This window comes from Streptomyces sp. NPDC059852 (assembly GCF_042731455.1).
Classification (GTDB): domain Bacteria; phylum Actinomycetota; class Actinomycetes; order Streptomycetales; family Streptomycetaceae; genus Streptomyces.
Map to the genome: position 1 here is coordinate 69,024 of NZ_JBHWJK010000028.1, position 17,149 is coordinate 86,172.

Genomic DNA, 17,149 nt, shown 5'->3' on the forward strand with positions numbered 1-17,149 from the left:
CCGCACGGGGGCCGGTGGCGGCCAGGGGCCGGACAGCACAGGGCCCCGGAACCGGCGCAGAGGTTCCGGGGCCCGGTCAGGGGGGCCGCCGCTGTCGGCTGTGCCCGCCGCGGCCGTCACACGCGGCGCAGCACCGCCACCACCTTGCCCAGGATGGTCGCGTCGTCACCGGGGATCGGCTCGTACGCGGCGTTGTGCGGGAGGAGCCAGACGTGCCCGTCCTCGCGCTTGAAGCGCTTCACGGTGGCCTCGCCGTCCAGCATGGCGGCCACGATGTCGCCGTTCTCGGCGACCGGCTGGCGGCGGACCGTGACCCAGTCGCCGTCGCAGATCGCGGCCTCGATCATCGAGTCGCCGACGACCTTCAGGACGAACAGCTCACCGTCGCCGACGAGCTGCCGGGGGAGGGGGAAGACGTCCTCGACGGACTCCTCGGCCAGGATCGGGCCACCGGCGGCGATCCGGCCCACCAGGGGGACGTAGGAGGCGGCGGGCTTGCCGGCGGTGTCGGTGGGCTGCACCGAGGCGGCCTGGTCGGAGCCGCGGACCTCGTACGCGCGCGGGCGGTGCGGGTCGCGGCGGAGGAAGCCCTTGCGCTCGAGCGCCATCAGCTGGTGGGCCACCGAGGACGTGCTCGACAGGCCGACCGCCTGGCCGATCTCACGCATCGATGGCGGGTACCCCCGCCGCTGCACGGAATCCCTGATGACCTCGATCACGCGGCGCTGGCGGTCCGTGAGCCCCGAACTGTCCGCCCGGATGCCGGGAGGTCGGCCCGGGAGCGAGCGCTTCTGCGTCTCGGGATTCACGGTTTCGTTCATCGCATGCACCGGCTCGAGTCGGCCCTGGGAGCGGTCCTGGGCAGTGATGGTGGCACTGTCTGCGGTGGTGGTCACGTCGGCCCCTCTCGATGGTCTCCCTGCTGCACAACGGTAGTTGCTTTCGAAAGGTTGCGCCAAACACACGTTCGAGTGAAAAATCGCGGATCGTCTTACGCGATCACAGGGTGGGGTGTATGGCTGGCACGTTCTCCCGGCGGGCGAAGGGGCCCCTTGTTGTACTCTTCACCGCCGGGGCCGCGGCCTCGTAGGTGGTTGCCCAGTCTGCCATCCGGGGCCGCCCGTCTCGTGGACCGACCCCCATCTGTGCGGGAGTCCCACCTCCCCTCCGTGCGGCGCTCACGCTATCTCCGTATGTCCCGGAGCGATACGGCCGTGCGCCCGGATGTGTGGCGTGAAAGCGCCGCGGCGGGGCAGACGGCCCGGGGGTGCGACCCTCTCGCGCACCGCATCCGGCAGGACACACGCCCGACACGCGCTACGGCGTGGATGTATGGGCCAACCCCCACATCTAGTGGTTGGATTGCGGCAGCGGCCCAGAAGTTGTGGCGACCCCGGTCTTCGAACGCTCAGAGATCGCCTATGCTGGGGGCTGCTTCGCGGGGCTCATGTGGCCCGGCGAGGCTGTTGAGTCTGTTGTGAGGGAGGGTTCGGAGCCATGCACTGCCCCTTCTGCAGGCACCCCGACAGCCGCGTGGTCGACAGCCGTACGACCGACGACGGCACGTCGATCCGCAGGCGCCGTCAGTGTCCCGACTGCTCCCGTCGTTTCACGACCGTGGAGACGTGCTCACTGATGGTGATCAAGCGGTCCGGAGTCACCGAACCGTTCAGCCGTACCAAGGTCATCAACGGGGTGCGCAAGGCGTGCCAGGGACGGCCTGTCACCGAGGACGCCCTCGCCCAGCTCGGCCAGCGGGTCGAGGAGGCGGTGCGGGCCACCGGGAGCGCCGAGCTGACCACCCACGACGTGGGCCTGGCCATACTCGGCCCGCTGCAGGAGCTCGACCTCGTCGCCTATCTGCGGTTCGCCTCCGTGTACCGGGCGTTCGACTCGCTCGAGGATTTCGAGGCCGCGATCGTGGAGCTGAGGGAGACGACGGGGCGCCACGCCACGGACGACGACCGCGCCGGTGAGGCGCACGCGGACACGGGGGGCCAGGAGGACGACGGCGGGACCGCGGGGGCCGTACCGGTGCCCGTGCCCGCCGAGGCCGCCGACTGAGGGTCGGCCGGACCGGCGTCGAGAGACCGGATCCGGCCGGGGAGGCGGCGAGGAAAGACGTGCCGCGGGCGGCGCCAGAGGGTGCCCGCGGCGAAGGACAGAACACGTGCCACGGGGAACATCGGGGCACTTCAGGGCGTTTTCGCCCGTACAGGGAGGCGGCATGACAGAGACGGCGAGCGGTCCGGCACGGAGTTCCCGCGCCAAGGGCGGCAAGACGGCCAAGGGACTGCGTATCGAGCGCATCCACACCACCCCCGGCGTGCACCCGTACGACGAGGTGGCCTGGGAGCGCCGTGACGTCGTCATGACCAACTGGCGCGACGGCTCGGTCAACTTCGAGCAGCGCGGCGTCGAGTTCCCCGACTTCTGGTCGGTGAACGCGGTCAACATCGTCACCAGCAAGTACTTCCGGGGCGCCGTCGGCACCCCGCAGCGCGAGGTGAGCCTGAAGCAGCTCATCGACCGCATCGTGAAGACGTACCGGAAGGCCGGCGAGGACTACAAGTACTTCGCGTCGCCCGCCGACGCCGAGATCTTCGAGCACGAGCTCGCCTACGCCCTGCTCCACCAGATCTTCAGCTTCAACAGCCCCGTGTGGTTCAACGTGGGCACGCCGCAGCCCCAGCAGGTCTCCGCCTGCTTCATCCTGTCCGTCGACGACTCCATGGAGTCGATCCTCGACTGGTACAAGGAAGAGGGCATGATCTTCAAGGGCGGCTCCGGCGCCGGCCTGAACCTCTCGCGCATCCGCTCCTCCAAGGAGCTGCTGTCCTCCGGCGGCAACGCCTCGGGTCCGGTCTCCTTCATGCGCGGTGCCGACGCCTCCGCGGGCACCATCAAGTCGGGCGGCGCCACCCGCCGCGCCGCCAAGATGGTCATCCTCGACGTCGACCACCCCGACATCGAGGACTTCATCGAGACCAAGGTGAAGGAGGAGGAGAAGATCCGCGCCCTGCGCGACGCGGGCTTCGACATGGACCTGGGCGGCGACGACATCACGTCCGTCCAGTACCAGAACGCCAACAACTCGGTCCGTGTGAACGACGAGTTCATGAAGGCCGTCGAGCAGGGCGGCAAGTTCGGCCTGCGGGCCCGCATGACCGGCGAGGTCATCGAGGAGGTCGACGCCAAGTCGCTCTTCCGCAAGATGGCCGAGGCCGCCTGGGCCTGCGCCGACCCCGGCATCCAGTACGACGACACCATCAACCACTGGCACACGTGCCCGGAGTCCGGCCGGATCAACGGCTCGAACCCCTGCAGCGAGTACATGCACCTGGACAACACGTCCTGCAACCTCGCCTCGCTGAACCTGATGAAGTTCCTCAAGGACGACGGCAAGGGCAAGCAGTCCTTCGAGATCGAGCGCTTCGCCAAGGTCGTCGAGCTCGTCATCACCGCGATGGACATCTCCATCTGCTTCGCCGACTTCCCGACGGAGAAGATCGGCGAGAACACGCGCGCGTTCCGCCAGCTCGGCATCGGCTACGCCAACCTCGGCGCCCTGCTCATGGCGACCGGCCACGCCTACGACTCCGACGGCGGCCGCGCCCTCGCCGGTGCCATCACCTCCCTGATGACCGGCACCTCGTACAAGCGCTCCGCCGAGCTCGCCGCGGTCGTCGGCCCGTACGACGGCTACGCCCGCAACGCCCAGCCGCACCTGCGCGTCATGAAGCAGCACGCCGACGCCAACGCCGCGGCCGTCCGCATGGACGACCTGGACACGCCGATCTGGGCCGCCGCCACGGAGGCCTGGCAGGACGTGCAGCGCCTCGGCGAGAAGAACGGCTTCCGCAACTCGCAGGCGTCCGTCATCGCCCCGACCGGCACCATCGGTCTCGCGATGTCCTGCGACACCACCGGCCTCGAGCCCGACCTCGCGCTGGTCAAGTTCAAGAAGCTGGTCGGCGGCGGCTCGATGCAGATCGTCAACGGCACCGTCCCGCAGGCCCTGCGCCGCCTGGGCTACCAGGAGGAGCAGATCGAGGCGATCGTCGCCCACATCGCCGAGCACGGCAACGTGATCGACGCCCCCGGCCTCAAGCACGAGCACTACGAGGTGTTCGACTGCGCCATGGGCGAGCGCTCCATCTCCGCGATGGGCCACGTCCGCATGATGGCCGCGATCCAGCCCTGGATCTCCGGCGCCCTCTCCAAGACCGTCAACCTGCCGGAGACGGCGACGGTCGAGGACGTCGAGGAGGTCTACTTCGAGGCCTGGAAGATGGGCGTCAAGGCGCTCGCCATCTACCGCGACAACTGCAAGGTCGGCCAGCCCCTCTCCGCCAAGACCAAGGAGAAGGAGAAGACCGAGATCACGGAGAAGGCCGAGGCCACCATCCGTGAGACGGTCGAGAAGGTCGTCGAGTACCGCCCGGTCCGCAAGCGCCTGCCCAAGGGCCGTCCCGGAATCACGACGTCCTTCACCGTCGGCGGTGCCGAGGGCTACATGACCGCCAACTCCTACCCGGACGACGGTCTCGGCGAGGTCTTCCTGAAGATGTCCAAGCAGGGCTCGACCCTCGCCGGCATGATGGACGCCTTCTCCATCGCGGTCTCCGTCGGCCTCCAGTACGGCGTGCCGCTGGAGACGTACGTCTCGAAGTTCACCAACATGCGCTTCGAGCCGGCCGGTATGACGGACGACCCGGACGTGCGGATGGCGCAGTCGATCGTCGACTACATCTTCCGCCGCCTGGCGCTGGACTTCCTGCCCTTCGAGACGCGCTCCGCGCTCGGCATCCACTCCGCCGAGGAGCGTCAGCGCCACCTGGAGACCGGTTCCTACGAGCCCTCCGAGGACGAGGTCGACGTCGAGGGCCTGGCCCAGTCGGCGCCCCGCGCCCAGGAGCTGAAGGCCGTCGCCACGCCGAAGGCCGAGGTCGAGGCGGCCAAGCCCGCCCCGAAGCAGGCCCACACCAGCGCCGAGCTGGTGGAGATGCAGCTGGGCATCCAGGCCGACGCCCCGCTGTGCTTCTCCTGCGGTACGAAGATGCAGCGGGCCGGTTCCTGCTACATCTGCGAGGGCTGCGGCTCGACCAGCGGCTGCAGCTGACCGCTGACCGACGCGTGACGAGAGGGGCGCCGGCATCGTGCCGGCGCCCCTCTCCCGTGTCCGCCCGCCGGCTCGCCTCAGGCGCGGCGGCGGCCCATCGTCTGCGTGAACGTCGCCGGGTCGTCCTCGAAGCCGTGCAGACCGGGACGGAAGTCCCACGTCGTCGAGCCCTCCCGGACGAACTCCGCGATCGTCGCCGCCGTCGCGCCGAGGACCCCGCCGAAGTCGTCCTCGGCCAGGACCGTGTACCCCTCGCGGATGCGCAGGGCCGGCTTGACGACACTCACGAAGGTCCGCTGCGCCGGCTGCTGCTGGATGACCACGCCGACCACCACGCGCGCGTACCGCGCGTCCAGCCGGTCCAGCTCCACGGTCAGCACCTCGTCCCAGCCGAAGCCCTGGCCGTCCTTGCTGTCGCGGTTCAGATGGATCGTGCCGTCGGGGGAGCGGCTGTCGAAGTGGACCACGTAGGCGGGATCGCCGTAGGGATCGTCCGCCGTGTAGGTGGCGGCCACTATGTCCAGGTCGGTGGGTGGCTGCCCGGCCGGACTCGGATCCCATTTGACCGAGATCTCGACCTTCCGGAAGCTCTTGCTGATGGCGTTCACCAGGTTTCCCCTTCCCCGTACCGCGACTGCCTCGACCCGAACTGCCCTGCGGACAAGGCCGGTTGTCCATCCTGCCACGCGAAGCGGAGTCCGTGCCGCCCAGCACCTCCGCCGACCGTGACCGGCGCCACGCCCCCGGGCCTTACGATGGCGCGGTGCTGGTCAAGTGGATTCGCTGCACCGTGGTGGACCGCCGCGGTTTCGAGCGGGGGCAGCGGAAATGGGCGGGGCTTCTGGGGGAGCCGGGGTTCAGGGGGCAGGGCGGTGGGTGGAGCCGGGGGCGGCAGGGGGTGGCGCACGTCTTCTCGTTCTGGGAGAGCCGTTCCTTCTACGACTCCTTCATGGCCCGGTCCCACGACCGGCTGGCCTCGACCCAGTCGGGCACCTTCAAGGACGCGCAGGTCAAGCTGTTCGACTACCGCTTCGACGTGAAGACGGGGTTCGAGCCGCGCTTCACCGACGCGGACCTCGTCCGGGTGGCGCACTGCCGGGTCCACGAGGAGCGGGCCGAGCACTTCATGCTCATGCAGGAGAAGGTCTGGAACCCCGCGATGGCGGGCTCCCCGGGCATGATCCGCGGGCTGTTCGGCGAGGCGCCGGGCCCCGAGTTCCTGGTGCTGTCCATGTGGCGCTCGGCGGCCGAGCACGGGAAGTACCGCACCGAACGGGTGGAGCGGCTCGCCCTGCGGGCCCAGACGGAGGCCGACATCGCCGCCCTCACCGGTGACATCGTGGAACTGGAGCCGACCTGGACGGTCTGACGGCACCCCTCGTCCACGCGTCCCGATGTGACCCGTGGGGCGGGAAATGTGTGACCTACGCCGTATGGAGCCCTCAGGAGTGCTCGATCAGCGGTCACCCGATCTAGGGTTTTGGCATGGCACGACCACGGCGCATCGTCCTTGTCCGGCACGGCGAGTCAACCGGCAATATTGATGACACCGTGTACGAGCGTGAACCCGACCATGCTCTCGCCCTCACCGAGCGGGGCAGGCAGCAGGCGGAGGAGACCGGCAAACGGCTGCGCGAGGTCTTCGGCCGCGAACGCGTCAGCGTGTACGTCTCCCCCTACCGCCGCACGCACGAGACCCTGCGTGCCTTCCATCTCGACCCCGAGCTCATACGGGTCCGTGAGGAGCCCCGGCTGCGGGAGCAGGACTGGGGCAACTGGCAGGACTGCGACGACGTCCGCCTCCAGAAGGCGTACCGGGACGCCTACGGGCACTTCTTCTACCGCTTCGCGCAGGGCGAGTCCGGCGCCGACGTCTACGACCGGGTCGGCGGCTTCCTGGAGAGCCTCTTCCGCAGCTTCGAAGCCCCCGACCACCCGCCGAACGTGCTGCTCGTGACCCATGGGCTGGCCATGCGGCTGTTCTGCATGCGCTGGTTCCACTGGACGGTCGCGGAATTCGAATCACTGTCCAATCCGGGGAACGCGGAGATGCGGATGCTCGTTCTCGGGGACGACGGCAGGTACACCCTGGACCGGCCGTTCGACCGCTGGCGTGACCCGGAGCCGTATGGGATCACCGGATAGAGTGGCAGGGCGATGACCGCTGACTCCTCCTCCGCCGAGCGCCTGGAGCGCGCCCTCGCCAGCCTGCGCGGACTGGCGGTCGGGGACGCGCTGGGCTCGCAGTTCTTCGTCCCGGTGAACTATCCGCTGCTCAAGCGCCGCGAGCTTCCCGAGGGCCCCTGGCAGTGGACGGACGACACGGAGATGGCCTGTTCCGTGGTCGCCGTGCTGAGCGTCCACCACCGCGTCGACCAGGACGCCCTCGCCCGCTCCTTCGCCGAGCACCATGACTTCGACCGGGGCTACGGCCCCGCCGTCAACCGGCTGCTGCGCCTGGTCCGGGAGGGCGGGGACTGGCGCGAGCTGTCCGCCGCCCTGTTCAACGGACAGGGCTCCTGGGGCAACGGCGCGGCGATGCGGATCGCCCCCCTCGGCGCCTGGTACGCCGACGACCCCGAGCAGGCCACGCATCAGGCCGAGATCTCGGCCTATCCCACGCACCAGCACCGGGAGGCGGTCGTCGGGGCCATGGCGGTCGCCGCGGCGGCAGCGCTGGCCGCCGCTCCCGGCGGGCCGCCCAGCCCCGAGAGGCTCCTGGACGACGTCGTCGCCCTCGTCCCGAAGAGCGCGGTCGCCGCGGGCCTGCGCCGCGCCCGGGACATGCTCGACTACGGCGACGCGGCCACCGTCGCGGCCGTCCTGGGCTGCGGCCGGCGGACGACCGCCCATGACACGGTGCCGTTCGCGCTCTGGTCGGCCGCGCGCGCCCTCGGCGACTACGAGGAGGCGTTCTGGACGACCGCGCAGGTCGGCGGCGACATGGACACGACCTGCGCCATCGTGGGCGGCGTCATCGCTTCCGGCAAGGCGGGGCCGGTCCCGGCCGAGTGGCTGCGCCGGACCGAGGCGCTTCCGGAGTGGGCGCGCGCCTCGGTGTAGTGGGACGGCGCTTCGGGGCGGGGCGTACGGATGACCGGCCGGGGTCCTGGTGGACCGGGGCCGGTCGTCCGCTGCCCGGTGAGGGGCCCTGCGTCACCCCGCCAGGGGACCCGCCGTCCCGGAGAGGGCGTCCAGGTCGCTCTTGCGGACCCTGACCACGATCGCGGCGACGACGAACGCCAGGACGGCCATGGCGGCGGCCGGGATGAACGCCGTGGAGATGCCGTGCGACAGGACCTCGTGGCTCCAGGGCGCCGGCAGCTGACCGGACTGGGCGAACGCGGCCTTCTGCTCCGGCGTGGCCTGGGCCATGAACGACGCGACCTGGTCGGTCGCCTCATTGCGGCTGGCGGTGCCGAAGACGGTCGTGAGGATGGACAGGCCCAGCGCGCCGCCGACCTGCTGCATGGTGTTGAGCAGGGCGGAGGCGGCGCCCGCCTCGCGCGGGGCGACACCGGACACGGCGGTCACGGTGAGCGTCACGAAGTTGAGGCCCATGCCGAGGCCGAAGAGCAGCATCGGGCCGAGCACCCCGCCGACGTACGAGCTGCCCGAGTCGACCAGGGACTGCCAGGCCAGACCGATGGCCGCGAGCGTGGTGCCGGCCATCAGGAACGGCTTGGGACCGAGCACCGGCAGCAGTCGCTGCGAGACCCCGGCGCCCACCGCGATCACCGCCGTGACCGGCAGGAAGGCCAGGCCGGCGCGGATGGGCGAGTAGCCCAGCACGTTCTGCACGAACAGCACGATGTAGAAGAACATGCCGAACATCGCCGCCGCGAGGCTGATCATGATCAGATACGCGCCCGAGCGGTTGCGGTCGGCGAACATCCGCAGCGGCGTGATCGGTTCCTTGGCGCGGCTCTCGACGTAGAGGAAGGCGGCGAGCAGCACCACGGCCGCGCCGAACGCGCCGAGCGTCAGGGAGTCCCGCCAGCCGTCGGACGCGGCCCGGATGAAGCCGTAGACCAGCGCGACCATGCCCAGCGTGGAGGTGAGCGCGCCGGTCAGGTCGAAGCGGCCGGGGTGGCGTTCGGACTCGTTGATGTAGCGGGGTGCCACGGCCGCGATGAGGACGCCGATGGGCACGTTCACGAAGAGCACCCAGCGCCAGTCGAGCCAGTCGGTGAGCAGTCCGCCGGCCAGCAGCCCGATGGCACCGCCGCCAGCGGAGACGGCGGCGAAGATGCCGAACGCCCGGTTGCGTTCGGGGCCTTCGGGGAACGTGGTGGTGATCAGCGCGAGCGAGGTGGGTGAGGCGATGGCGCCGCCCATGCCCTGCAGGACGCGCGCGGCCAGCAACTGCCAGGGCTCCTGGGCGAGTCCGCCGAGCAGCGAGGCGAAGGTGAACAGCAGGATGCCGGTGATGAAGACCCGGCGGCGCCCGAGGATGTCCCCGGCCCGTCCGCCGAGCAGCAGCAGGCCGCCGAAGGTGAGCGTGTAGGCGCTGACGACCCAGGTCAGGTCGGTCGTGGAGAAGTTGAGCGCGGTCTGGATGTCAGGCAGGGCGATGTTGACGATGGTGGCGTCGAGGACCACCATCAGCTGACACGCGGCGATGACCGCGAGAGCGATGCCCGGATGCGACGGGCGGGAGGCCGGGCCCGGTGGAGCGGGCGCGGGTGAGTGGGCCTGTATCTGATCGTGCGTCACGAGAACGTCCCCCAAAGACGAAGTAGTGAACGTGTGCGTTCACTAGTCGGGACGATAGCGAGTCCTGCTTAGTGAACACAAGCGTTCTCTAAGGGGGTGGTTCGGGATCTGTCGCGTTGTGCTGGTCAGGGGCGTGCGGGTCGGCCGGATCCGTCGTGTGCGTCTCGCCGGTTCCGGCCGTTTCGGTGCCTGGGGCATCGAAAGAGCGGCCTTCTCCTGACATGCTGGTGGAGGGCGTGGTCACGCGGCGCGTCCCCCTTCGGTCGCCGCGTGGCGCTCGCGCCTCCCCGTACCCCGCTTCGCTCGCTCGTTGGAGACGCTCAGATGGTTACCTCGCGCTGGACGGCCGCCCCCGCTCGGCCGGCCTCCCCGCGCCGGCGCGGCGCGGTGCTCGAACGGGCGATCCTGGACGCCGCGTTGGAGCAGCTCAGCACCGTCGGCTGGAAGGGCCTGACGATGGAGGGTGTCGCCGCCTCCGCGCAGACCGGGAAGGCCGCCGTCTATCGCCGCTGGCCCTCCAAGGAGGACCTCGTCGCCGACGCGCTGCGGGCCGGGCTGCCGCCGCTGGAGTCCGCTCCCGACGTCGGATCCGTGCGTGAGGACCTGCTCGCCCTGTGCCGGCTGGCGCGCGACGCGATGTTCTCGCGCCCCGGCCACGCATTGCGCTCAGTGATTCACGAATGCGAAGACATTCAGGCCGAGCGCTTCCATACCGTGATTTTCGAAGGGCTGGTCGAGCCGACGATCAGACTGCTGCGGGAGGTCGTCGTCCGGGGAATCGAGCGGGGTGAGGTACGCGAAGACGCGGCGAACGGTTACGTCTACGACGCCATCCCGGCGATGATGATGTACCGCTCGAAGATGTGCGGCAGCGAATGGGGCGACCGTGATCTGGAGGAGATGATCGACCAGTTCATGGTCCCGCTGCTGCGCCGGACGGACTCCTGATCGAGCGCCCGTCCGGGCGTGCGCCGACCGAGGCGAACCGGGTGTCGGAGCCGCTTCTGGGCGGCGTAGGCTAAGGGCGCCATGCCGTACGAACCGCCTACCCACACCGTCGAGCGCTCCCTCCGAGCCACGACCGGAGCGAAGGTCATTGCCGGTGTCGACGAGGTCGGGCGTGGTGCCTGGGCCGGTCCCGTCACCGTCTGTGCCGCGATCACCGGTCTGCGCAGGCCCCCGGAGGGCCTCACGGACTCCAAGCTGCTCACCGTCAAGCGCCGCACCGAACTCGCCCAGACGCTGCGGTCCTGGGTGACGTCCTACGCCCTCGGTCACGCGTCCCCCGAGGAGATCGACGAGCGGGGGATGACGGCCGCGCTGCGCCTCGCCGCCGTGCGTGCCCTGGAGGCCCTGCCGGTCCGGCCCGACGCGGTCATCCTCGACGGCAAGCACGACTACCTCGGGACCCCCTGGCGGGTCCGCACGGTGATCAAGGGCGACCAGTCGTGCGTGGCGGTGGCCGCGGCCTCGGTGATCGCCAAGGTCCAGCGCGACAAAATGATGGCCGAACTGGGTATCGACCATGCAGACTTCGGTTTCGCGGACAACGCCGGGTATCCGTCGCCCGTGCACAAGGCCGCACTGGCGGAGCGGGGACCCACCCCGTACCACCGGTTGTCGTGGGCGTATCTTGATGCGCTGCCCCAGTGGCGGCACCTCAAGAAGGTCCGCACCTGGGTGGAGGAAGGCGTTCCGGCGATCGAGGGCCAGCTCGGCTTCGATTTCTGACGTCTTCGCTCGCACTTGTGTGCCACCCGCTGGTGCCGACCGGACCAGCGTTTGATAAAAATCAGCTCATGCCTCTCATTCCCGAGGAGCCTCAGATTCACGAGAGTGCCCAGGGTCCCCGCGCCACTCCGGCCAGTGGCCGCACCGCGCCGACCCCCCGCCCCGTCCCCGGCCCCCGCCCCGCGGCTCCGCCGCGTCCCGGCCGCCCCGGGCCTCTGCGGCCCACGCCGCCGGCGCAACGCGCCCCGCGTGACGTGGCCGCCGCCAAGCCCGGCCCGTCGGCTCCGGCCGCTGCCGCCGCCCCGGCTCCGGCCGCACCGCAGATCCAGCTGATCCCGGCCTCGCCCGAGGGTGCGCTCGACGCCGCCGAGGAAGCCGTCGACCTGCTCCTCGACTCGGGGCGCACCCCCGGCGAGGTGCTGGTGATCACGACCGGCGAACAGCACCCGTGGGCCGCCCACGAGCTGTCGTTCGGCGAGGCCGCCTACTGGGCGCAGCACGACGCGGGAGACGACGTCTTCTACGCCGACGCCTCCGTGGCCGGCCGTGCCGCGCGGCGCCAGGTCGTCGTCGTGGCGCTGAACGGCGGGACCGACGCCGTGGCCGCCTCGGCGCTGCCGCTGGCCCTCGGCCGGGCCGGTGCCCTGCTGATCGTCTGCGGCGACCCGCAGCGCATCAACTCGGTGCTGGGCGCGGGCGTCTGAGAGGTCACCGGCTCCGTCGGCGCCGTGACGCGCGCAGTGTGCGACGCCGGTGTGCCTCCGGGCAGGCCGGCCTCCTCGCGCGCATGAGTGTTGGCCCGGTGCCGGGACGGACCTTGTTCCCGCCGCGCGTGTGGGGCGTTCGTCATGCCGGATGGTTCCCGAGGGGGCTCACGGCGCCCGGTGGTGGCCGGGGCCACGCACCGGGACCGTCGGCAGCCGCAGGCTCGGCCTCAGCGGGCCGCCGCGCGCCGCAGGACCTCCGACGCCGCGCCGCCGGTGCGGGGCATCGGCAGCGGGGACTCGGACGTGGCGAACGGCTCCGGCGCCGAGTCGGTGTTCGGGCGGCGGCCGCCACGGCCCTCCCCGAGGACCTGCCAGCCGTCGCGGGTCAGCGTGATGTAGGCCCCGCAGCGCAGGCCGTGCAGGGTGCAGGCGTCCCTCAGCCCCCACATCCACGCGCCGTCCTCCTCCGTCCAACGCCCGTCGCCCTCGCGGCAGTAGAGCAGGACCGCGGTGCGCACCGGGGTGCGGCGCCGCAGGTCGTGCGGGATGACGCGACGGAGCTGGGACAGCAGGGCGTTGCGGAACATCCAGCCGTCGGCGGGTGCCGGGCGGCGGACGAACGACGCGCTCGCCCGCAGCCGTTCGTCCGCGTCGAGGACGGCCACGATCGCGGTCGACGGCTTGGGGCGGTGCCGGGAGTGGAGCCCGCTGACGACCTCGCGGGGATTGCGCAGCAGCGGGATGCCCGCGGCGGCCCATTCGGCGGGTTCGAGCATGCGGGCCAGGGAGTTGGATGCGGCGGGCAGGTCGGCTGACGTCGACGTGGATGCCGCGGAGGACGGAGCGAATCCGAAGGTCACGGTCCTCCCTTCGGCTACGCGCCCACACTGAGGGCGAGGTCGGATTCGGGGGAGCGCGCACCGCAGCAGAGCCCTGCCGGACCACGGACGAGCCGTGCGGGGAGCGGACTTCAATTCTTCCTGGCGAACCTGGTTGCGGCAACGAGCAATTGGCGTCGCCGACCGATATCTGATGGCTCGAGAGTTATATCCCTACCCGGAAACGCCGTCCGTGACGCATCGGCGGGCGGTCGGGAGACGCCGGCGGTGACCCGGGGCGGCGAAGGAAACCGCACGTGAAAGGGCTGTCACCTGCTGTGAGTGGCTGATCTGCCCGGTCATCGGGTTGCATGGAGACATGGACGACCAGGAGCTGCACACCGAAGCCGATGCCATCCTCGCCGAGCTCGTGGGCGACCCCGGGGCACGCCTGCGGGAGGACCAGTGGCAGGCGGTGGCGGCGCTGGTGCGCGAGCGCCGGCGCGCCCTGGTGGTCCAGCGGACCGGCTGGGGGAAGTCGGCGGTGTACTTCGTCGCGACGGCGCTGCTGCGCCGGCGGGGCGCGGGACCGACGGTGATCGTCTCGCCGCTGCTCGCGCTGATGCGCAACCAGGTCGAGTCGGCGGCCCGGGCCGGCATCCGCGCGCGGACCATCAACTCGGCCAACCCCGAGGAATGGGAGACCATCCACGGTGAGATCGAGCGCGGGGAGACCGACGTGCTCCTCGTCAGCCCCGAGCGCCTCAACTCCGTCGACTTCCGCGACCAGATGCTGCCGAAGCTGGCGGCCACGACCGGTCTCCTGGTGGTCGACGAGGCGCACTGCATCTCCGACTGGGGCCATGACTTCCGCCCCGACTACCGGCGGCTGCGCGCCATGCTCACCGAGCTGTCACCCGGCGTGCCCGTGCTGGCCACGACGGCGACGGCCAACGCGCGCGTGACCGCCGACGTGGCCGAGCAGTTGGGCACCGGCGCCGGAGAGGCCCTGGTACTGCGCGGGCCGCTGGAGCGGGAGAGCCTGCGGCTGGGCGTGGTCCGGCTGCCGGACGCCGCCCACCGCCTCGCCTGGCTCGCGGAACACCTGGACGAGCTGCCGGGCTCGGGCATCGTGTACACGCTCACGGTCGCCGCGGCCGAGGAGGCCACCGCGTTCCTGCGGCAGCGCGGATTCCCCGTCGCCTCCTACACGGGCCGCACGGAGAACGCCGACCGGCTGCAGGCCGAGAACGATCTGCTGGCGAACCGGGTCAAGGCGCTGGTCGCGACCTCCGCCCTCGGCATGGGCTTCGACAAGCCCGACCTGGGCTTCGTCGTGCACCTCGGCTCGCCCTCCTCGCCGATCGCCTACTACCAGCAGGTCGGACGGGCCGGCCGTGGCGTCGCGCACGCCGACGTCCTGCTGCTGCCGGGGAAGGAGGACGAGGCGATCTGGCGCTACTTCGCGGACACCGCCTTCCCGCCCGAGTCCCAGGTCCGCCAGACCCTCGCCGCGCTCGCGGACGCGGGCCGCCCCCTGTCCGTGCCCGCCCTGGAGGCGACGGTCGACCTGCGCCGCACCAGGCTGGAGACGATGCTGAAGGTGCTGGACGTCGACGGAGCGGTCAAGCGGGTCAAGGGCGGCTGGACGGCGACCGGCGCCGAGTGGGTGTACGACGCCGAGCGCTACGCGCGCGTGGCGCGTCAGCGGGCGGCCGAGCAGCAGGCGATGCGTGACTACGTCGGCACGTCCCAGTGCCGGATGGAGTTCCTGCGGGAGCAGCTGGACGACGAGGGGGCCGCCCCGTGCGGCCGCTGCGACAACTGCGCGGGACCCTGGGCCGACGCGTCCGTCTCGCCGGAGACGCTGACCGGCGCGGCCAAGGAACTGGACCGCCCCGGCGTGGAGATCGAACCGCGCCGCATGTGGCCGACCGGGATGCCCGCGCTCGGCGTCGAGCTCAAGGGCCGCATCCCGGCGGGTGAGCAGTGCTCGACGGGGCGCGCCCTGGGGCGGCTCTCGGACATCGGCTGGGGCAACCGGCTGCGCCCCCTGCTCGCCGAGAACGCGCCCGACGGCCCGGTCCCGGACGACGTGCTGAAAGCCGTGGTGGCCGTCCTCGCCGACTGGGCGCGCTCCCCGGGCGGCTGGGCCCCGGACGTCCCCGACGCCGTGGACCGGCCCGTGGGCGTCGTCGCCGTGCCGTCGCTGACCCGTCCCGAGCTGGTGGGCTCCCTCGCGCGCGGTGTCGCGTCCATCGGCCGGCTGCCGTTCCTGGGCGCGCTGACGTACGCCGGGGAGGACGGCGCGCACCTGGCCCGGCGCAGCAACTCCGCGCAGCGGCTCAAGGGGCTGTCCCAGGCGTTCACGGTCTCCGCGGACCTGGCCGAGGCCCTGGCCGCCACGCCCGGTCCGGTGCTGCTGGTGGACGACTGCACGGACACCGGCTGGACGCTGGCGGTCGCCGCGCGGCTGCTGCGCAGGGCGGGGAGCGGGGAGGTGCTTCCGCTGGTGCTGGCGGCCACGGGGTGAGTAGGGCCCACTGGGGGTGGACGGTCGCTGTTGTCGTGTCCCTGGTCGGACTTATCCACAGGCCCAAGCGGAGTTTTGAGTTCCGCGAGATCGTCGGCGCATGACGAACCACAGCGGAACGACCGGAACCCCCGACAACGACGACACCGTGGGCGGCGAGCGGCAGCGCGCCCGGCGGGTCGGCGACCTCGACCGCGTCCCGGCGGTGCGGGAGCGCCCCCTGCCCGAGCACCAGGTCACCCTGCGCACCCCCGACGAGCTGGCCGACGCCCTGCCGTATCTGCTGGGGTACCGCCCGGAGGACAGCATCGTGCTGGTCGCGCTGCACGACGCGGACGGCCGGGGCCGATTCGGCGGCCGGGCCCGCCTCGGCATCCCCGCGAGCGCCGACGACTGGGACTCCGCCGCCGGGCAACTGGCCCACGGCCTCGTGACCGGCAGCGAGCGCAGGGGAGCCAGGCCGGAGCAGATGGTCGCCTTCCTCTGCCAGGAACCGGCGAAGGGCGAGACGGGCCGGCAGGTCATGGAGCGCCTTCGCCCTCTGGCCCAGAAGACCCGCCTCGCCTGCGGCAGCCTGGACGTCCCCGTCGTCGAGGCGCTGTGCATCTCCGACGGCCGCTTCTGGTCGTACTGCTGCGACCGGGACGAGTGCTGCCCGCCCGAGGGCCGGCCCATGGGCCTCCCCGGCACATCCGTCCTGGCGGCGGCCGCGGCCTACGCGGGGGTCCAGGTGCGCGGCTCCCTGCGGCAGCTGAGGGCGCGGCTCCAGCCCCTGGAGACGGGTGCGGCGCTGGAGCAGGAGGTCGCTCTCGACACCGTGGCCATGGAGCTGGTCCCCAGGGTCCTCGACCTGGCCACGCGGGCCGGCGTCGCGACCGAGACGCTGGAGCTGGCCGAGCGGCTGCTGCGCCGGTTCGCCGAGGCGCCGGTCGTGTCCGGGACGCTCATCGCGGACCTCCGCGACGACGAGCTGCTCGCGCATGACGAGGCGGCGCGGCTCATCCTGGGCCTCCAGGACCGTGCGACCCGGGACCGCGTGGCCGAGTGGATGGAGGGCGGCGAGGCCACTCCCGCGCTCCGCCTGTGGCGGGCGCTCGCCCGCCGCTGCGTACGGCCGTACCACGAGCACGCGGCAGCGCCCCTGACGCTGGCCGGCTGGGTCGCCTGGTCGAGCGGCGACGACCTGGAGGCGCGGGAGGCCTTCGCCATGGCCCTCGCGGCCGACCCCGACTACCTCTTCGCCCGCCTGCTGCATCAGGCCTGCAACGAGGGACTGGACCCGGAGTCGATCCGCCGCTGCCTCCGGGCGGAACGCACCGGGCGCGGCAGGAGGAGCCCGGAGGCCGCGGAGCCGTCGGGGAAGGCTCCGGGCGGGGCGGGGCCGTCCGGGGAGGGACCGGGCGAGGCGGAGTCGTCCGGGGAGGGACCGGACGAGGCGGAGTCGTCCGGGGAGGGACCGGGGCTGGGGGCAGCTCCCCGCCCAGCCCCGTCCCGCCCCCCCGCCCGCGCCCGCCCGCCCCCA

The 17,149-nt window shown here is 71.6% G+C and carries 14 protein-coding genes; 10 read left to right on the forward strand and 4 right to left on the reverse strand.

What is annotated here, in order from left to right; translation table 11 throughout:
- Nucleotides 1-116: 116 nt before the first annotated feature.
- A complete protein-coding gene (lexA, locus tag ACFV46_RS28350; protein WP_361927440.1) occupies nt 117-896 on the reverse strand; it encodes a transcriptional repressor LexA in 780 nt (259 codons plus the stop codon).
- Between the two features lie 601 nt (nt 897-1,497).
- Between lexA and nrdR the strand changes: the two genes are divergently transcribed.
- Together nrdR and ACFV46_RS28360 are read left to right on the forward strand one after the other, a co-directional pair.
- A complete protein-coding gene (gene nrdR / locus ACFV46_RS28355; RefSeq protein ID WP_361927442.1) occupies nt 1,498-2,064 on the forward strand; it encodes a transcriptional regulator NrdR in 567 nt (188 codons plus the stop codon).
- 163 nt (nt 2,065-2,227) lie between these two features.
- Complete coding sequence (locus ACFV46_RS28360; protein ID WP_361927445.1) at nt 2,228-5,122, forward strand: vitamin B12-dependent ribonucleotide reductase; 2,895 nt, start codon at nt 2,228-2,230, stop codon at nt 5,120-5,122.
- Nucleotides 5,123-5,199: 77 nt separating this feature from the next.
- On the opposite strand, the gene ACFV46_RS28365 is transcribed toward ACFV46_RS28360, so the two are convergent.
- On the reverse strand, nt 5,200-5,730 hold the full coding sequence (locus tag ACFV46_RS28365; protein WP_361927448.1) for a TerD family protein: 531 nt from the start codon (nt 5,728-5,730) through the stop codon (nt 5,200-5,202).
- A 155-nt stretch (nt 5,731-5,885) separates the two neighbouring features.
- Here ACFV46_RS28365 and ACFV46_RS28370 point away from each other — a divergent pair, with 155 nt between their 5' ends.
- From ACFV46_RS28370 to ACFV46_RS28380, 3 genes are all read left to right on the forward strand, one after another.
- Nucleotides 5,886-6,491, forward strand: a complete 606-nt coding sequence (locus tag ACFV46_RS28370) for a YdbC family protein (RefSeq protein WP_361927450.1) — start codon at nt 5,886-5,888, stop codon at nt 6,489-6,491.
- Nucleotides 6,492-6,607: 116 nt separating this feature from the next.
- Nucleotides 6,608-7,267 (forward strand): histidine phosphatase family protein, encoded by a 660-nt coding sequence (locus ACFV46_RS28375; RefSeq protein WP_385500338.1) that lies wholly within the window; start codon nt 6,608-6,610, stop codon nt 7,265-7,267.
- Nucleotides 7,268-7,279: 12 nt separating this feature from the next.
- The gene (locus ACFV46_RS28380) at nt 7,280-8,185 is read left to right on the forward strand and encodes an ADP-ribosylglycohydrolase family protein (RefSeq protein WP_361927455.1); all 906 of its coding nucleotides are present in this window, start codon (nt 7,280-7,282) and stop codon (nt 8,183-8,185) included.
- Between the two features lie 93 nt (nt 8,186-8,278).
- Here ACFV46_RS28380 and ACFV46_RS28385 read toward each other — a convergent pair whose 3' ends face one another.
- Complete coding sequence (locus ACFV46_RS28385; RefSeq protein ID WP_385500340.1) at nt 8,279-9,838, reverse strand: MFS transporter; 1,560 nt, start codon at nt 9,836-9,838, stop codon at nt 8,279-8,281.
- A gap of 324 nt (nt 9,839-10,162) precedes the next feature.
- On the opposite strand from ACFV46_RS28385, the gene ACFV46_RS28390 reads away from it, so the two are divergent.
- The 3 genes from ACFV46_RS28390 to ACFV46_RS28400 all read left to right on the forward strand — a co-directional run bounded on the left by ACFV46_RS28390 (nt 10,163) and on the right by ACFV46_RS28400 (nt 12,273).
- A complete protein-coding gene (locus tag ACFV46_RS28390) occupies nt 10,163-10,786 on the forward strand; it encodes a TetR/AcrR family transcriptional regulator (protein WP_361927750.1) in 624 nt (207 codons plus the stop codon).
- Nucleotides 10,787-10,867: 81 nt separating this feature from the next.
- On the forward strand, nt 10,868-11,569 hold the full coding sequence (locus tag ACFV46_RS28395) for a ribonuclease HII (protein ID WP_385500342.1): 702 nt from the start codon (nt 10,868-10,870) through the stop codon (nt 11,567-11,569).
- A gap of 68 nt (nt 11,570-11,637) precedes the next feature.
- Nucleotides 11,638-12,273, forward strand: coding sequence for a hypothetical protein (locus ACFV46_RS28400; RefSeq protein WP_385500343.1), 636 nt, complete (start codon nt 11,638-11,640; stop codon nt 12,271-12,273).
- Between the two features lie 230 nt (nt 12,274-12,503).
- Here the strand turns inward: ACFV46_RS28400 and ACFV46_RS28405 are convergent, their stop codons facing one another.
- Nucleotides 12,504-13,136, reverse strand: a complete 633-nt coding sequence (locus tag ACFV46_RS28405) for a hypothetical protein (RefSeq protein ID WP_361927464.1) — start codon at nt 13,134-13,136, stop codon at nt 12,504-12,506.
- A 337-nt stretch (nt 13,137-13,473) separates the two neighbouring features.
- On the opposite strand from ACFV46_RS28405, the gene ACFV46_RS28410 reads away from it, so the two are divergent.
- Together ACFV46_RS28410 and ACFV46_RS28415 are read left to right on the forward strand one after the other, a co-directional pair.
- Nucleotides 13,474-15,627, forward strand: coding sequence for a DEAD/DEAH box helicase (locus ACFV46_RS28410; RefSeq protein WP_361927466.1), 2,154 nt, complete (start codon nt 13,474-13,476; stop codon nt 15,625-15,627).
- 100 nt (nt 15,628-15,727) lie between these two features.
- Nucleotides 15,728-17,149, forward strand: a 1,422-nt coding sequence (locus ACFV46_RS28415; protein ID WP_385500346.1) for a DUF4192 family protein, incomplete at its 3' end; no start/stop codon positions are given.